Origin of the sequence: Pseudomonas sp. SIMBA_067 (genome assembly GCF_046534675.1) — a bacterium.
In the GTDB taxonomy this organism is placed as follows: Bacteria; Pseudomonadota; Gammaproteobacteria; order Pseudomonadales; family Pseudomonadaceae; genus Aquipseudomonas; species Aquipseudomonas putida.
Window position 1 is genome coordinate 36,016 of sequence record NZ_JAWRYH010000003.1, and the last position, 15,039, is coordinate 51,054.

Below are 15,039 nucleotides of genomic sequence, written 5' to 3' on the forward strand. Positions count from 1 at the left end.
CTTACGGGACCAAGACTGAGTAATGGACAACGCGCCGGAGCAAGTGCTCCGGCGGTCAGGAAATCTCCCGCCGGAACGGCGGCAGCGCATTGAGAATAGCCTTGCCGTAGCGCTGGGTGACCAGGCGCCGGTCAAGCAAGGTGATGACACCGCGATCTTGCTCGGTACGCAGCAGGCGCCCGCATGCCTGGATCAGCTTCAGCGAGGCGTCGGGTACGGCAATTTCCATGAACGGGTTACCGCCGCGGGCTTCTATCCACTCCGCCAGTGCGGCTTCGACCGGGTCATCGGGCACGGCAAATGGAATCTTGGCAATCACCACATGCTCGCAATAGGCGCCAGGCAGGTCGACACCCTCGGCAAAGCTTGCCAGGCCGAACAGCACGCTGTGCTGGCCATCGTCGACCCGCGCCTTGTGCTTGTTCAGGGTTTCCTGCTTGGACAGGTTACCCTGGATCAGGACCAGCTTGCGCCAGTCACGGTCCAGGCCATCGAACACATCCTGCATCTGCTTGCGCGAGGAGAACAGCACCAGCGCGCCACGGGCATCTTCGACGATGTTCGGCAGCTCGCGGATGATTGCCGCGGTGTGTGCCGCCGCATCGCGTGGGTCGGCCTTGAGGTCGGGCACCCGCAACAGGCCAGCGTCTCCGTGCACGAACGGGCTGGGCACCACACAGGTCATCGCATCACGCGGTAAACCGGAGCGCATGCGGAAGCGGTCGAACTTGCCCAGCGCGGTCAACGTCGCCGACGTCACCAGCGCACCATGGGCAACGCTCCACAGGCTGCGGCGAAGCATCTCGGCGGCAAGGATCGGGCTGGCGTTGACTTCGATGTCGAACATCGCACCGCTCTCGGCCAGCGTCAGCCAGCGAGCCATGGGCGGGCTGTCTTCCGGGTCTTCGGCGGTGAAGGCCGTCCACAGTTCCCAGTTGCCCTGGGCACGGGTGACCAGGCTGCCGAACAGCGGGTACCACTCCTCGGCCTGGTGGCTGGCGATGCCGATATTGACCTCGCCGTCCATGCCTTCCTTGAGCAGATCGGCCAGGCGGGTGAACAGGTCGTTGAGGCGGGCAAAGCCCTTCTTCAGCTCGATACCCACTTCACGAAGCTGTTCCGGCACGACGCCGCCTTCGAAGCGATAGCGCGGGCGCTCACGGCCCTCGGTGTCTTCACTGGGGCGGAAGTCGGCAACCTGCTCGCAGAGGGTGAACATGAACTGCTGCTGGGTGCGCACTTCGCGCGCCAGCTCCGGGACCTGTTCGATGTACTTGCCCAGGTCGCCGGGCAGCGGGTGCTGGGCCAGCAGCTTGGTCAGGTTCTTGGCGGTCTGTTCCAGCCAGTCTGCGGTGGAGCGCAGGCGCGAATAATGAGCGAAGTGGCCGATGGCCTTGTCTGGCAGGTGGTGGCCTTCGTCGAACACGTACATGGTGTCGCGCGGGTCGGGCAACACTGCACCCCCGCCCAGGGCCAGGTCGGCCAGCACCATGTCGTGGTTGGTAACGATCACGTCTACCTTGCCCATGCCTTCACGGGCCTTGTAGAACACGCACTGCTGGAAATTCGGGCAGTGGCGGCCGGTGCACTGGCTATGGTCGGTGGTCAGGCGGGCCCAGTCCTGGTCTTCCAGGGCTTCTGACCAGCTGTCACGGTCACCGTCCCAGCGGTTGCCGGCAAGCTTCTCGATCATGCTGTTGAACAGCTTCTGGCTGCGCTCGTCGACCTCGATGCGGAAGCCTTCTTCCTCGAACAACTGGGCAGTGGCCGACTGGGCGTGACCCTCCTGCAGCAGGATGTCGAGCTTGGACAGGCACAGGTAGCGGCCACGGCCCTTGGCCAGGGCGAAGCTGAAGTTGAGCCCGCTGTTGCGCATCAGGTCGGGCAGGTCCTTGAAGACGATCTGCTCTTGCAGGGCCACGGTAGCGGTGGCGATCACCAAGCGTTTGCCAGCGGCCTTGGCGGCCGGGATGGCGGCCAGGCTGTAGGCCACCGTCTTGCCGGTACCGGTGCCCGCCTCCACGGCAACCACGGCAGGCTCGCCGGTGCGGCGGCCTTCATCGTCGCAGGCAATGTCGCCAAGCACCTTGGCCACTTCGGCGATCATCAGGCGCTGGCCATAGCGAGGCTTGAGGCTCTTGGCTTCGAGAAAACGCGAGTAGGCGCCCTGGATGGTGGCTTTGAGTTCGTTGCTGATCATGGTCTGCAGGCGCCCGTCGGGCTGGATATATTTTCAGTGTTTCGCATGGGGCGGCTATCATACCCCGCTATTGCCCTTTATGCCGCATGGAGATCCGGATGCTCGCCTTTGCCCTGCCCTACACACTGCATGTTCTGGCTGCCCTGGTATGGGTCGGCGGCATGTTCTTCGCCTGGCTGGTGCTGCGCCCGGCAACGGTTGCGGCCCTTGAAGGGCCTGCGCGGCTGCGGCTGTGGGTGGAAGTTTTCCGACGCTTCTTCGGCTGGGTCTGGCTGGCGGTGGCGATCTTGACGATAAGTGGTATCGGCATGTTGCACATGCGTTTCAGTGGCTTCGAGACTGCGCCGAAGTACGTGCAGGTAATGATCGGTGGCGGCATCGCCATGTTTGCCTTGTTCATGCGCATTCAGGCGCTGCTGCTGCCGGAGCTGAAGACGGCGGTGCAGGCCGAGGACTGGCCGACGGGTGCGGCGGTGCTGGGGCGGATTCGGCGGATGGTGGGGATCAACCTGCTGCTGGGCCTGGCAGTGGTCGCTGTGGCCAGTTCGCGCCTGATGATCTGACGGCTGAGTTATGCGTTGGAGATAGATCGAGCGCCGCGCGGGCGGCGCTCGATCGCATAGGCGCTGCAATTTCCCTCGCGAGAACTTCGCAGCCAAAAAGGTTCACAGGTGCTGCAGAATCAGCTCACCTGCGGCGCCTGCCAGGCCGGGCTGCCCAGGCTGCCCTGGCCGGCCATTGGCGCCAGCATCGGTGCTGTACACCAGGCAACCCTTGCTAGCTCCCCCTTTACCCGCCTTGCCCGCCGCCCCGGGCTTGCCTGGGGCGCCACCATCCAGGCGCACGACAACGCGCTCTTGCGCGAACCCCTGCGGCACGCTCAGGCGAATGCGCCCTCCCGGCGCGCCATCATGCCCGTCGCCGCCGTTATCGCCATTGGCACCACGACTGGCCTGGCCCCAGGTGCAGCCACCCGCCTGGCCGTTGCCACCATCAAGCCCCACATAACCCGGAGCGCCCGCGCCACCACGGGCATCGATCGCCACCCGTTCGGCATCCACTTCAGCCAGTTTCAGGTCCAGGCTGCGGCCCGGACGAGCTGCCCGCTGATAACTACCCGCCGCCCCGGGGGCACTGAATTCACTGCCCTCACCCAACTTCGCGCTACGCGCCTCGATCACCAGGGGGCTATCGGAGGGTGCGATGGCGATGCGCGCATCACGCCCCAGTTCCAGCTGGTCGACCGTCAATTGCGCAAGCGAGGCAGGCAGCAACAGGGTTGCCGCATCCGCGACACGCAGGTGCGTGAAGTGCACGCTGGCCGACTTGTCGGGCAGGCGCAGCATGGAATTGGCGGCGACCTCCAGGCTTTCAGCCTGGGCCAGGGGAGCGGCCAACATGGCCAGCAACATCAGATTACGCATTTCGCGGCGCCTCCTGCGCACGGGGAATGGACATGACATGGAAGATACCTGTCAGCAGGATCTGCAAACGGTCGAACCAGCGGTGGCTGCGCCCACGCAGGCTGCCATTGAAGAACAGCACCTCGAGCAGGTGCAAGCCGAACAGGACGATGCCAGCGGCATTGATCAACAGATTGAAAGGCACAGGTTGTGGCATCAGCTGATTGAACAACGCCACACCCCAGAAAGCGACCGTCAGGACCTTGCCCAGGCCCAGGATGAACTTCATACCCCGCCCCTATTGAATGTTGTTATGTCGAGGCGGCCCGTTCGAGCGGGCCGTGCGACCCACATTAACTGCAATGCCAAGTCAGGCGCCAGCAGCGCTCAGTTGAGGTGCAGCTCCACCCGTCGGTTGCGCGCGCGGCCCTCCTCGCTTTCGTTATCGGTGATGGGCTGGCTTTCTCCGCGGCCCTGGCTGGTGACCTTGCCCGGCTCCAGGCCCTGACTGATCAGGTACTCGGCAACGCTGCTGGCACGGCGCTCGGAAAGCGCCTGGTTGTAGCTATCGGAACCCACGTTGTCGGTGTGCCCGATCACACTCACCTTGGCTATCGTCGGCGAGTCGAGTTTTACCACCAGGCCTTGCAGGCGTTGCTGCGCCGCCGGGGTCAGGTCGGCGGAATCGAAGGCAAACATCACCGCACCGTTGTCATCCAGGATGATCACCTCTGGCGAGGGCTCAGGTGCAGTGGCAGGCGCCGCTGCCGGGTACTCCTTCAGCGGGCAACCCATGTGGTCGACTGCAGTGTTGGCGGGGGTATCGGGGCAACGATCGCGGCGGTCGAAAATACCGTCGCCATCTTCGTCGCCATCCTGGGCGTAACAGATCAGCCCACCGGCGATAGCGCCCAGGGCACCGCCACCTGCGGCCCAGGTAGAACTTTCAATAGCGCCCAGGCCGCCACCGACCAGGCCGCCCAGCAGGCTGCAGATGGGCCAGGTCCTTTGGTTGAGCGGCGCACTACCATCGCTGTGGGTTGCACAACCCGCGAGCAGGCTGGCAGCCACCAACAGCGGCAATGCCGCCTTCGACGTCACACTCATGCTGAATGCTCCTGTGTCATCGGCCACGAACGGCTGACTGGCATGAAGACGCGCCCGCGCCACTGCTCAAGGCACGGGCGCACACCGTCTACCGCTGGATCTTGATTTCGGTACGGCGGTTCATGGCACGCCCGTCGGCCGTGGCATTGTCCGCCACCGGCTGGGTTTCACCAGCACCGACCACCGAAACGAAGCTGCTGCGCGGTACACCGCTCTCGACCAGGTAATCGGTCACCGAGTGGGCGCGGCGCTCGGACAGTTTCTGGTTGTAACTGTCGGAGCCGACGCTGTCGGTATGGCCGCTGACGCTCAGGCGGGCAGACGGCGCTTCCTGTTTCAGGCGCGTGGCAATGGTATTGAGGCGCTCTTTGTCACTGGCGGTCAGGCGCGCGGAATCGAACTCGAAGTGCACATCGCGGATGACGATGACTTCTTCCTTCTGCACCACCACTTCTTCCACCACCGCTACCGGCTCAGGCGGGCACCCGTTGGCATCGACCTGCACACCACGCGGGGTGCCCGGGCACTTGTCACGGCTATCCGGCACGCCGTCGCCATCCTCGTCGCCATCGCCATGGGCCCAGCAGTAGCCCGCCGCCAGGCCACCGCCCAGCAACGCACCCCAGCCAGCCCAGCTGGAACTTTCAATAGCGCCCAAAGCGGCGCCGCCTACACCCCCGACGGCGGCACATTTCGGCCAGTCGGTTTTTTGCAAACCTGCACAACCAGTCAACACACTGGTGAGCAGTACCAGGGGTAACGCTGTGCGTACTATGCTCATTTCATTGCTTCTCCTAGGGGGAATCGGCATAAGGCCGATCTCTGGGAGTAAAGACCGCGCTTTCCAACCCTGCCAGCAATAAGCCACGACGTGGTCACATGCCTCTTTGCCCACACGCCGCGGCCCGCTAGTCTTGGACGACTTGAACGAGGATTGGCAATGACCGACGGTTTTTCCCAACGCACCCCGCAGCAAGCCCTCGCGGCCCTGCTCGAACGCTTCACCCCGCAACGCCTGCTACTGGTCGGCACGCGCTTCCCGGCGCTGGACGCCTTCGCCCAGGCGCACCCCCGGGTGACGATCGCCACGGCTGCCCCGGGCCCGCTGCCGGCCGAACTGGCGGCCCAACGCTTTGATCTGGCGGTGCTGGTGGACTGCCTGGAACACCTGCCCAAGCGCACCGGCCTGGAACTGCTCGGCGGCATTCGCAACCTCAATGCCAGCCGGGTAGCGGTGCTGGCCGACCTGGCCGCCTGCGGCTGGCAAGACACCGACTTCTTTGCCCTGGCGCTGTCGGCCAGCGAGAAATTCTGCCGTGACCAGCAGGTATTGAGCCTGTTCACCTATGATCTACATGACTACAAGCAGGTCCCGGACTGGCTCAACGCCAGGTTCTGGGCCAACCCTGAAAACTTCGGCAAGTACTGGTGGTGATGATGAGTGTCTCGGTCTGCCCTTGCGGCAGTGGCAACCTGCTCGACGCCTGCTGCGGGCATTACCATGCAGGTACCCCGGCACCGGATGCCCAGACGCTGATGCGCTCACGCTACAGCGCTTACGTGCTGGGCCTGGTCGACTACCTGGTGGCCACCACCCTGCCGGCCCAGCAAGCCGGACTGGACCAGGCCGCCATGGCGGCCTGGAGCGCCCAGAGCACCTGGCCGGGCCTGGAGGTGGAAGACGCCGAAGTACTGGGCGGCCAGCCGGAGCACGGGTTTGTCACCTTCACCGCGCGCTGGCACGACCAGGATGGCGATCACCAGCACCGTGAACGTTCGGCATTCGTCCAGCATGCCGGGCGCTGGTATTTCATCGACCCTACGGTTGGGCTGAAGGCCGGGCGCAACGACCCCTGCCCTTGCGCCAGCGGGCAAAAATTCAAGAAATGCTGCGCCAGTTACGTGGGTAGCTGAGCATGATGGCCCGCGCCCGCCTGCTGCTGCCCTGCACACTGATGGCATGCCTGGCCTTGCTGGCGGGCTGTGCCAGTTGGGGGGGTGACGACTGGCGCGAACCCGAAGTGCACCTGGTCGAGGTCGAAACGGTCAAGGCCAGGTTGCTGGAGCAGGAGTTCGTGCTGCACCTGCGGGTCGACAACCCCAATGACAGCCGCCTGTTCATCCGCAACCTGTCGTATGCAATACGCCTCAACGACCTGCTGCTGGTCCAGGACGAAGCCAGTGTCTGGCGCAGCGTGGGCGGGCACGCCCGGCGCACCTTCAAGATTACCGCGCGCACCAACCTGTGGCAGCACCTCAAGCCACTGGCCAAGCTGCTCAAAAGCAGGCAGCCGCTGCATTACACCTTGGAGGGCGAACTGGCGACCGGGTTGGTCATCCATCGGGACCTGCACTTATCGCGCAGTGGTGAGATAATCCCCGGCGATCACATCCCGGAGTAACCCTGCAATGTCTCAACAACCCCACGTTCATGGCCCTGACTGCAACCACGACCATGATCATGACCACCACCACGATCATGGCCATGTACACGGCCCGCACTGCAACCACGGCCACCAGGAGCCGGTACGCAACGCCCTGAAGGACGTTGGCCGTAACGACCCTTGCCCGTGCGGTAGCGAGAAAAAGTTCAAGAAGTGCCACGGCGCCTGATCGACTGACTCGATTCAAAACCTGCTACGCGGCCTTTCGCCGGGTCGCCCCCAGCAAGTCCTGGTACCAGAGGCCGGCGTCATAGGCGATGGTGACCAGGGTGGTTGCTGCATAGCGCGGGTGCTGTGCCATGCGCTGGGCGACGGCGAGGCAGGCTGCGGCGGTATTCCCCACGAAAATGCCACTTTGCATGTAGAACCAGCGCTGTGCAGCCAGCATTTCGGCGTGCTGCACCTGAGCCCGTTCGTCCACCAGCGCCCAGTCCATGAAGGGTGGGCAAACACCCACCGCCATGCCTTCAAAGCGATGGTCCGTGAACACGCCCGCCCTTGAATCACAACCGCTGGGGTCGACCAACACGGTCGAAACGTCAAAACCGTGGTCCTTCAGCCCCAGGGTAATGCCTGTGAAACTTGCGCCAGTGCCGGCGCAGCCGACAAACAGGATTTCCCGCCCGGCCCCGACGTTGGTCAATTGCACGGCAAGCTCACTGGCCGTCTGGTAACGATGGGCTTCAATGCCCACCGGGTTGTTGAATTGATCGGTGTAGAAATAGGACTTGCCCAGTGCGGCCTGGTTCTCCAGGTGATGCATCACGACATCCTTGGGTGTGGCGCCGGCCACCAGCATCTCTTTGCCGATCAGCCTGGCACCAAAACACTCCAGCAAATCCCGTTTGGTCTGGCTGAAGCCAAGCCCTACTGCCAGTTCCACGGCAACCTGGTACTTGTGGCAGGCCGCCAGCAAGCCGAAACCGAAACTGCCGCCGGTTTTTTCAATGACCGTGGTCACACCCGGGATGATGTCGCCGTTGCGCAGGGCATGCTCGACAATGTGCCGGGCTGCCCGGTATTTGTGGCTGCCGCCCGGGTTGTTCATTTCCAGTTTGGTGTAGATGCGTTCGCTGACGCTGATGAGCTCGCTCATTTGCGGCTACCTTCCATTGAAGTGTGCAGACAGGCCTTGTTCTGCAGCAGGCCGGCAGTGGCGAAGAGCAAACCGATGCAAAGGGCCATGCAGATGGCATTGGTGCCATCCCAGCCAACCGTACTCAGCAACAGCGAAGGGCTGAACGCACCGACGGTTGCCAGAATGGCAATGGCGAGGTCGTTCTTGCCCTGCATCTGCATCGCTGCCGGGCTGTTTTGCAGCGACTGGGCCAGCAATGCGCCGCCGCCCACATACGTGAGGTTCCAGCCCAGCCCGAGGGCAATCAGCGCCAGGGTCATCATGGCGTAGCTGTGCGACCAGATATTCAGCGCCGAGCAACCGATCAACAGTGCCAGCCCGGCACAGATGGTGGTCTTGATGCCCAGCTTCTGAATGATTGCGCCGGTAAAGAATGACGGTGCAAACATGGCAACCACATGCCACTGGATGGCCAGGCGGACATCAGAGAAGTCCTCATGCATGTGTTTCATGTGCATCGATGCCTGAATCATGAGCAGGTTCATGATCCCGTAGCTCAGCGCCGCAACCGCCATGGCAACTTTCACCGACGGGCTGAACGGTTCGCGGGGAGTGGCCGATTTTTCCGCGTGCTGACTGGGTTTGGCGATGCCGGCATCGTCGGGCAGGCAAACGGCAATCAACAGCGACATCAGCGCAAGGCCAACGAACGAGGCATAACACAGCGAAAATAGCGGGTACCCACCCACGTCCCTGAGCCACTCCGTCAGAGTCGGCCCCACCACGGCTGCAATCACGCCCCCCGCCACCACCAGTGAAAGGGCCTTGGGCTTGAGGCTCTGGGCCAGGTTGTCAGTGGCCGCGAAGCGGTTGAAGTTGGCGAAGGCGATATAAACGCCCAACGCTGAATGGCTCAGTACCAGCAGCTGGAAGTGCTGGTATTCCACGGCCAGATAACCGCTGACACCAGAAGCCGCCAAGGGGATCGACCCCAGCATGAAGGCTTTCTTGCGACCGATACGGCTCATCAACCTGGAGACTGGGTACGTTGCCAGCATCAGGCAGAGAAACTGGAACCCGTAGGGCACGGTGGACCACGCAGCAGCCGGCGCCAATGCGGCCCCGACGATGGCGGCCATGGTCACGGACATGACAGCGGTCGTCAGGTTGATCGACTGTGCGGTGAAGTACAGGTAGGTACGCCGCGGGAGTGTGCTGTTCATAACGCAGGCTCGTGATAGGTGGAAACATCGATTTCGGCATCGGGGAACACGCAGATCAGCCGCTCTTTGCCTTTGCCCAGGCGTTTGCGGCGCACGGACATGCGCCCGATCCGCCGAGGCGACTCAAGGTGTGTGCCGCCACACGGGATTTCGATGCCGTTGTAGGTCCACAGGCGCGCGTCTTCCAGGCCCTGCACCGCGTAGTGTTCGATGGGCGCATCGCAGGCGATCAGCTCATTTGCACGCCGTTCTATCTCCACCACGTCTTCGGCAGTGAATGCGTCTTCGACCAGAAAGTCGAAACGCGCCGAGTCTTCCTTGATATGGCAGCCGATGGTCCACTGTTTCAGTTCTTCACGCAGGCTGATGGCGGCGGCATACAGGAAGTGACTGGCACTGTGAGACAGTGTCAACCGTTCGCGTCGGTCGATATCTATAGTGACGCGGGCCGGCATGCCGACGGTGACTTCATCCAGCAGGTGCAAGTCATCAGGGTGCAGGCTGTGAATAATGATGCCGCCCAGTTTTCCGCCTTTGAAACCTTCCAGGCGAATAGGGCTACCGTAGAGTTTTTTAACCCAGACAAAGCGCACAGTGCCTATCGGCAGTTCAATCGTGCCGACGTCAGCTTCCTGGCCGCCACCTTCGGGATAGGCCACGGTACTCTGCAATTCGATACCGTCACTGTGTACCCGCGTTACTTGAGTATTGGCACCCGCCAGGTATTGGTCCTTGTAATAAAGTTTCTCGGTATTGCGCAACACTTCATAATTCAGAGAATTCATGGTTCCAATACCACCTGCAGTGATGTTTTTACCTGCACACGGGCAGCGGCAGGGACGTCTTTGGTAATGATGCAGCCCGGCCCGATGAAGGCGCCGTCGCCGACGTGGATAGCACCCAGCACACTGGCGAACGCGCCGATCTGTACCCGGTTGCCCAAGGTCGGGTGCCTGGGGCTCGAAGGGTTGTCACTGATACCGCGGGCGCCCAGGGTGACGCCGCCCAGCACGTAGCAATCGTCACCAATGGTCGATGTTTCACCAATGACGGTGCCCATGCCGTGATCGATGATGAATCGCGCACCGATACGGCTGCGGAAATGAATTTCCGCCCCCGAGAGCATTTTTCCGCGCCTGGAGATCATGGCGGCCAGGCACTGGCCGCCAGCACCGTAGGTAGAGGCCGTATTGCAATAGACCCAGTGGGCAAGCCGATAATGCAAAACCGCAGAATAAGAGGTGTAAGTTCTTGCAATAAATACCAGGTCGCGGCCAGCCGCTGGATCTTTTTGGGCAAAGGCCTGCAAGTCGGCATGGGCCTGTTCGGAAACACTTTCAATAATCAGTGTTTCTTTCAGCGCTTCGAACTCGTCGATTGAACAGCATTCCAATAACGCCGAGGTCACAAGATTCTTGACTACTTTGAATGACGCCAGTTCGTCAGGCAAAGGGAGCCTGGCAATGACGGCAGATTGCATGTCCATAGTATGCATGGGCTTGATATCCAGTTGTCTGGTCTGCACAGACGCTAAAAGTGCCGCCTTTGCTGGCAGCCGAAAGTTCCGACAAGGGGATAGTGGCAGGTACTGGCCATTTGCAAACGAACAGTCGACAAGCATTTCCGTTAACTGTTAGGCTTTTTTTTCTAACGGTTTCGGACCTGCCATGGACCCCTCCAGCCTTCATCACCTGTTGAAACAGCGCCTGGATGCAGGCGAGTGGTCGCCAGGGCAACGCATGCCCTCCATTCGCAAACTCACGGCCGCCGTCGATTTCAGTTACCACGACGTGGTATCGGCGTATGCCCAGCTGGTCAGCGAAGGTGTGTTGACGGCCTCGCCCGGCCGCGGCTACTTCGTCGCCAACCGCAGCCGGCAGACGAGCGTGATCCACGAGCCCGAGTGCATGGCCGGCGATCCGCTATTCCGGCTGCTGCAGGGCGGCCAGCACTACACCAAACTGGGCAGCGGCTGGCTGCCGCCGGCGTGGCGCGACACCGAGCTGCTGGCCAAGGCGATTCGCCGCACCGCGCGGCTGGAGCAAAGCTCGCTGGCAGAGTACGGCGACATCCAGGGTTACCTGCCCATGCGCAAGCAGCTGTGCGTGCACATGAAACGGCTGACCCGTGTCGAAGCCCGACCCAACCAGTTGCTGACAACCCTGGGCGCCACGCAAGGCCTGGACCTGGTTGCCCGGTTGCTGATCAAGCCAGGCGACCACGTGTTCGTCGACGAGCCGGGCAACGGCAACCTGATCAAGCTGATCCAGCTGGCGGGTGGGCACGTCGTCGGTATCCGGCGGACCCAGGACGGGCCGGATGTGGAGGAAATGCGGCGCTACCTGGCCATCCACAAGGTCAGAGCGTTCTTCTGCAACAGCACCTTCCACAACCCGACCGGCAGCAACATCAGCCCGCACAACGCCTTCAGCGTGCTACGCCTGGCGGTGGAGCACGAGTTCTACGTGGTCGAGGATGATGTGTATGGCGACTTCAGCCCTGCCGTGCGCCAGACCTTCGCCGAGCTGGACAACCTTGACCGGGTCATCTACATCGGCAGTTTTTCCAAATGCCTGTCCGCCTCGTTGCGCGTGGGCTTCATCGCCTGCTCGCAAGACCTGATAGAACCGCTGACCCGCCTGAAACTGCTGACCTGCGTGGCCGTGCCTGCGTTTTGCGAGCGCTTCGTCAACACCATATTGTCGGACGGCACCTACGCCCGGCACATGAAGGATGTACAGCAGCGCCTGATCCGGCAGCAAGTCCAGACACAACGATTGTTGCTCGAGCGCGGCTGGCAGTTCGAGATCGCGCCGCAAGGGGGCATGTTCCTCTGGGTCTACCACCCGGACCTGCCCGACCTGCAACCCCTGGTGCGCAAACTGGAGCAGCACAAGATTCTGCTGATGCCCGGCTCTGCATTCGCGGTCACCCGTGACTACCGACGCTATGCGCGTATCAATTGCACGCATTTTTCCGACACGCTGGCAGACCACTTCAACGTTTGAGCCCGCGCAGGCAAATAAACCGACACAGGACCTTGCACGGCGCCTGCGCGCTTACTACCTTAGCGCCTTTCGAAACCCGCCTCGCCTTGCAGGAGCCCTTGTCATGGCCGCCCCCGCCTTTCCTCCCTTCCGCCTGCGGTTTGCAACCGCCGCCACGCTGCTCGGCATGCTCGGGCTGGCCGGCTGCCAGACGGGCGGCCACCAGGACAGCGTGCCACCGACCAGCGGCGTGCAGCCGCTCAAAGGCCTGGCGCAGAACGTCTCGATCCGCCGCAACGCCATGAGCGCGCCATTGATCGAAAGCAGCAGCTTCCATGATGCGCTGTTCAGCCTGGGCTACGTGCACGCGGGCGACCGTATCGAACAGATGGTCGCCATGCGCCTGCTCGCCCAGGGCCGCCTGGCCGAACTGGCCGGCAGCGACGCGCTGGACATCGACCGCCTGATGCGCGCAGCCAACCTCAAGCAGAGCGCCGCCCAGCAATACGCCGACGCATCGCCACGGCTCAAGCGCTTCTTCGAAGTGTATGCACGCGGGGTCAACGCCTACCTGTTCCGCTACCGCGACAAGCTGCCGGCCGACCTTGCCAACAGCGGCTATCGCCCCGAGTACTGGAAGCCCGAAGACTCGGCGCTGATCTTCTGCCTGTACGCGTTCAGCCAGTCGGTGAACCTGCAGGAAGAACTGAGCGCCCTGACCCTGGCGCAGAAAGCCGGCAGTGACAAGCTGGCCTGGTTGCTGCCCGGTGCACCGGATGAGCCGTTGGCCGAAACGGAAGTGGACAAGCTCAAGGGCCTGAACCTGGCCAGCCAGTTGCCGGGCCTGCCAGCGCTGGCGGCCGCCAGCCAGAAACTGGCCGACCTTGACCTGCTCGGCAGCCCGGGCTCTGCCAACCTGGCGCTGGGCCCGCAGCGCAGCCGCAGCGGCAAGAGCCTGCTGGCCAGCGACAGCCGCGCCGCCTGGGCCCTGAGCCCGGTACAAATCCACACGGGCAAGTACCAGGTTGCCGGCCTGTCGTTGCCCGGCCTGCCGATCGTGCTGGCTGGCTACAACGGCAAGCTGGCCTGGAGCAGCAGCGCCGTGATGGCCGACAACCAGGACCTGTACCTGGAGCAACTGCGTCGCCAGGGCAGCCAGCTGACCTACCTCGCCGATGGCAAATGGCTGCCGGCCCGCGCCCGTAGCGAAACCTTCTTCGTCCGGGGCCAGCGCCCGCTGCGCGAGGTGATGTACGACACCCGCCACGGTACCCTGCTGGCCCAACCTGATAACGCCAGCCTGGGCCTGGCGCTGAACCTGCCACAGTTCAAGGGCGACCGCAGCCTGGATGCACTGTTTGACCTGACCCGTGCCAAGAACGTCGAGCGCGCCTTCGACAGCACCCGTGAAGTGACCGCCGCCGCCCTCAACTTCGTCTTCGCCGAGCCCGACCATATCGGCTGGCAGGTCAGCGGCCGTTACCCCAACCGCCGCGAAGGCCAGGGCCTGCTGCCCTCGCCGGGCTGGGACGGGCGCTATGACTGGGACGGCTATGCCGACCCAATGCTGCACCCCTACGACCAGGACCCACCCGCCGGCTGGATCGGCCACGCCAACCAGCGCAGCCTGCCACGTGGCTATGGGATGCAGTTGTCCAGCACCTGGTACTACCCGGAACGCGCTGAACGCCTGGCCCAGCTGGCCGGCAATGGCCGCCACGACAGCCGCAGCCTGATGGCCCTGCAAAACGATCAGGAGACCCTGCTGGCCGCCAAGCTCAAGCAGATGTTCGATGCCCCTGGCATGGCCCAGCCACTGAAACAGGCGATCGATGCCCTGCCCGCCGCACAGCGCGACAAGGCCAAAGACGCGCTGGCCCGGCTGAAAGCTTTCGACGGCCGTCTGAGCCCGGTGTCGGCGGATGCAGCGCTGTACGAGCTGTTCCTCCAGGAAGTTGCACGGCAAACGTTCCTCGACGACCTCGGCCCAGAGTCCGGCCCGGCGTGGCAGGCGTTCGTCAGCAATGCCCGGTTGTCGTTCTCGGCGCAGGCCGATCACCTGCTGGGGCGCGACGACAGCCCGTTCTGGGATGACCGCAGCACCCCGCAGAAAGAAGACAAACCCACCATCCTCGCCCGCAGCCTGGCTGGCGCGGTGGATGCCGGCACCGCACAACTGGGTGCCGACCGCCGCGCCTGGCAGTGGGGCAAGCTGCACCAGTACCGCTGGCCGGCACCGGCCTACCATGGCCTGGGCGATGCCACCAGCCGTTCGCCGCTGGCCGCTGGCGGCGATTTCACGACCCTGGCCCTCACGCCGTATGCCTGGGGCAGCGACTTCGACACCCGTCTGCCGGCCTCGGCGCGGATGATCGTCGACTTCGGCCAGGCCGAACCTTTGCAGGTGCTGACCAGCAGCGGCCAGTCCGGCAATCCGGCCAGCGCGCACTACAGTGACGGGCTGGATGCCTGGTTCAAAGGGCGCTTCATGAGCCTGCCGCTACAGCCGCAAAACTTCGGCAGGGCGTATGGCAACCCGCGGCTTACGTTGGTGCCCGGCAAATAAACGGCATTGCCTGCTTTGGGGCTGCTTGGCA

At 63.2% G+C, this 15,039-nt stretch carries 16 protein-coding genes; 7 read left to right on the top strand and 9 right to left on the bottom strand.

The annotated features are described in order from the left end of the window. Positions 1-55 precede the first annotated feature (55 nt). Entirely contained in the window at positions 56-2,200 is a 2,145-nt protein-coding gene (dinG, locus tag SB765_RS08610) for an ATP-dependent DNA helicase DinG (protein WP_341796600.1), read from the bottom strand. A 98-nt stretch (positions 2,201-2,298) separates the two neighbouring features. Here dinG and SB765_RS08615 point away from each other — a divergent pair, with 98 nt between their 5' ends. Continuing rightward, complete coding sequence (locus SB765_RS08615; RefSeq protein WP_341796601.1) at positions 2,299-2,763, top strand: CopD family protein; 465 nt, start codon at positions 2,299-2,301, stop codon at positions 2,761-2,763. A gap of 102 nt (positions 2,764-2,865) precedes the next feature. On the opposite strand, the gene SB765_RS08620 is transcribed toward SB765_RS08615, so the two are convergent. The 4 genes from SB765_RS08620 to SB765_RS08635 form a co-directional block, all read right to left on the bottom strand. Next, on the bottom strand, positions 2,866-3,624 hold the full coding sequence (locus tag SB765_RS08620; protein ID WP_341796602.1) for a collagen-like protein: 759 nt from the start codon (positions 3,622-3,624) through the stop codon (positions 2,866-2,868). Further along, positions 3,617-3,892 (bottom strand): DUF1145 domain-containing protein, encoded by a 276-nt coding sequence (locus SB765_RS08625; RefSeq protein ID WP_341796603.1) that lies wholly within the window; start codon positions 3,890-3,892, stop codon positions 3,617-3,619. Before SB765_RS08625 ends, SB765_RS08620 begins: the two co-directional genes overlap by 8 nt. A gap of 98 nt (positions 3,893-3,990) precedes the next feature. Further along, complete coding sequence (locus SB765_RS08630; RefSeq protein WP_341796604.1) at positions 3,991-4,710, bottom strand: OmpA family protein; 720 nt, start codon at positions 4,708-4,710, stop codon at positions 3,991-3,993. 88 nt (positions 4,711-4,798) lie between these two features. Continuing rightward, a complete protein-coding gene (locus SB765_RS08635; protein WP_338744993.1) occupies positions 4,799-5,491 on the bottom strand; it encodes an OmpA family protein in 693 nt (230 codons plus the stop codon). Positions 5,492-5,650: 159 nt separating this feature from the next. Here SB765_RS08635 and SB765_RS08640 point away from each other — a divergent pair, with 159 nt between their 5' ends. The 4 genes from SB765_RS08640 to SB765_RS08655 are packed head-to-tail and all read left to right on the top strand — an operon-like array spanning position 5,651 to position 7,323. Continuing rightward, complete coding sequence (locus tag SB765_RS08640; protein WP_341796605.1) at positions 5,651-6,145, top strand: DUF6231 family protein; 495 nt, start codon at positions 5,651-5,653, stop codon at positions 6,143-6,145. 2 nt (positions 6,146-6,147) lie between these two features. Next, positions 6,148-6,624 (top strand): YchJ family protein, encoded by a 477-nt coding sequence (locus tag SB765_RS08645; protein ID WP_410931194.1) that lies wholly within the window; start codon positions 6,148-6,150, stop codon positions 6,622-6,624. 2 nt (positions 6,625-6,626) lie between these two features. Next, positions 6,627-7,112 carry an LEA type 2 family protein gene (locus SB765_RS08650; protein WP_410931195.1) on the top strand — a complete coding sequence of 162 codons (486 nt, stop codon included), beginning with the start codon at positions 6,627-6,629 and terminating at the stop codon, positions 7,110-7,112. 7 nt (positions 7,113-7,119) lie between these two features. Continuing rightward, positions 7,120-7,323, top strand: coding sequence for an SEC-C metal-binding domain-containing protein (locus SB765_RS08655; protein WP_019471879.1), 204 nt, complete (start codon positions 7,120-7,122; stop codon positions 7,321-7,323). A gap of 24 nt (positions 7,324-7,347) precedes the next feature. Here SB765_RS08655 and SB765_RS08660 read toward each other — a convergent pair whose 3' ends face one another. The 4 genes from SB765_RS08660 to SB765_RS08675 are packed head-to-tail and all read right to left on the bottom strand — an operon-like array spanning position 7,348 to position 10,950. Continuing rightward, a complete protein-coding gene (locus SB765_RS08660; RefSeq protein WP_341796608.1) occupies positions 7,348-8,250 on the bottom strand; it encodes a pyridoxal-phosphate dependent enzyme in 903 nt (300 codons plus the stop codon). Beyond that, positions 8,247-9,455, bottom strand: a complete 1,209-nt coding sequence (locus SB765_RS08665; RefSeq protein WP_410931196.1) for an MFS transporter — start codon at positions 9,453-9,455, stop codon at positions 8,247-8,249. Before SB765_RS08665 ends, SB765_RS08660 begins: the two co-directional genes overlap by 4 nt. Next, the gene (locus tag SB765_RS08670; RefSeq protein ID WP_410931197.1) at positions 9,452-10,240 is read right to left on the bottom strand and encodes an alanyl-tRNA editing protein; all 789 of its coding nucleotides are present in this window, start codon (positions 10,238-10,240) and stop codon (positions 9,452-9,454) included. Before SB765_RS08670 ends, SB765_RS08665 begins: the two co-directional genes overlap by 4 nt. Further along, positions 10,237-10,950: a serine O-acetyltransferase gene (locus SB765_RS08675; protein ID WP_016498234.1), complete on the bottom strand. Its 714-nt coding sequence runs from the start codon at positions 10,948-10,950 to the stop codon at positions 10,237-10,239. Before SB765_RS08675 ends, SB765_RS08670 begins: the two co-directional genes overlap by 4 nt. Positions 10,951-11,122: 172 nt before the next feature. Between SB765_RS08675 and SB765_RS08680 the strand changes: the two genes are divergently transcribed. Continuing rightward, entirely contained in the window at positions 11,123-12,463 is a 1,341-nt protein-coding gene (locus SB765_RS08680) for a PLP-dependent aminotransferase family protein (RefSeq protein WP_410931198.1), read from the top strand. A gap of 103 nt (positions 12,464-12,566) precedes the next feature. Further along, positions 12,567-15,008 carry a penicillin acylase family protein gene (locus SB765_RS08685; protein ID WP_410931199.1) on the top strand — a complete coding sequence of 814 codons (2,442 nt, stop codon included), beginning with the start codon at positions 12,567-12,569 and terminating at the stop codon, positions 15,006-15,008. Positions 15,009-15,039 lie beyond the last annotated feature (31 nt).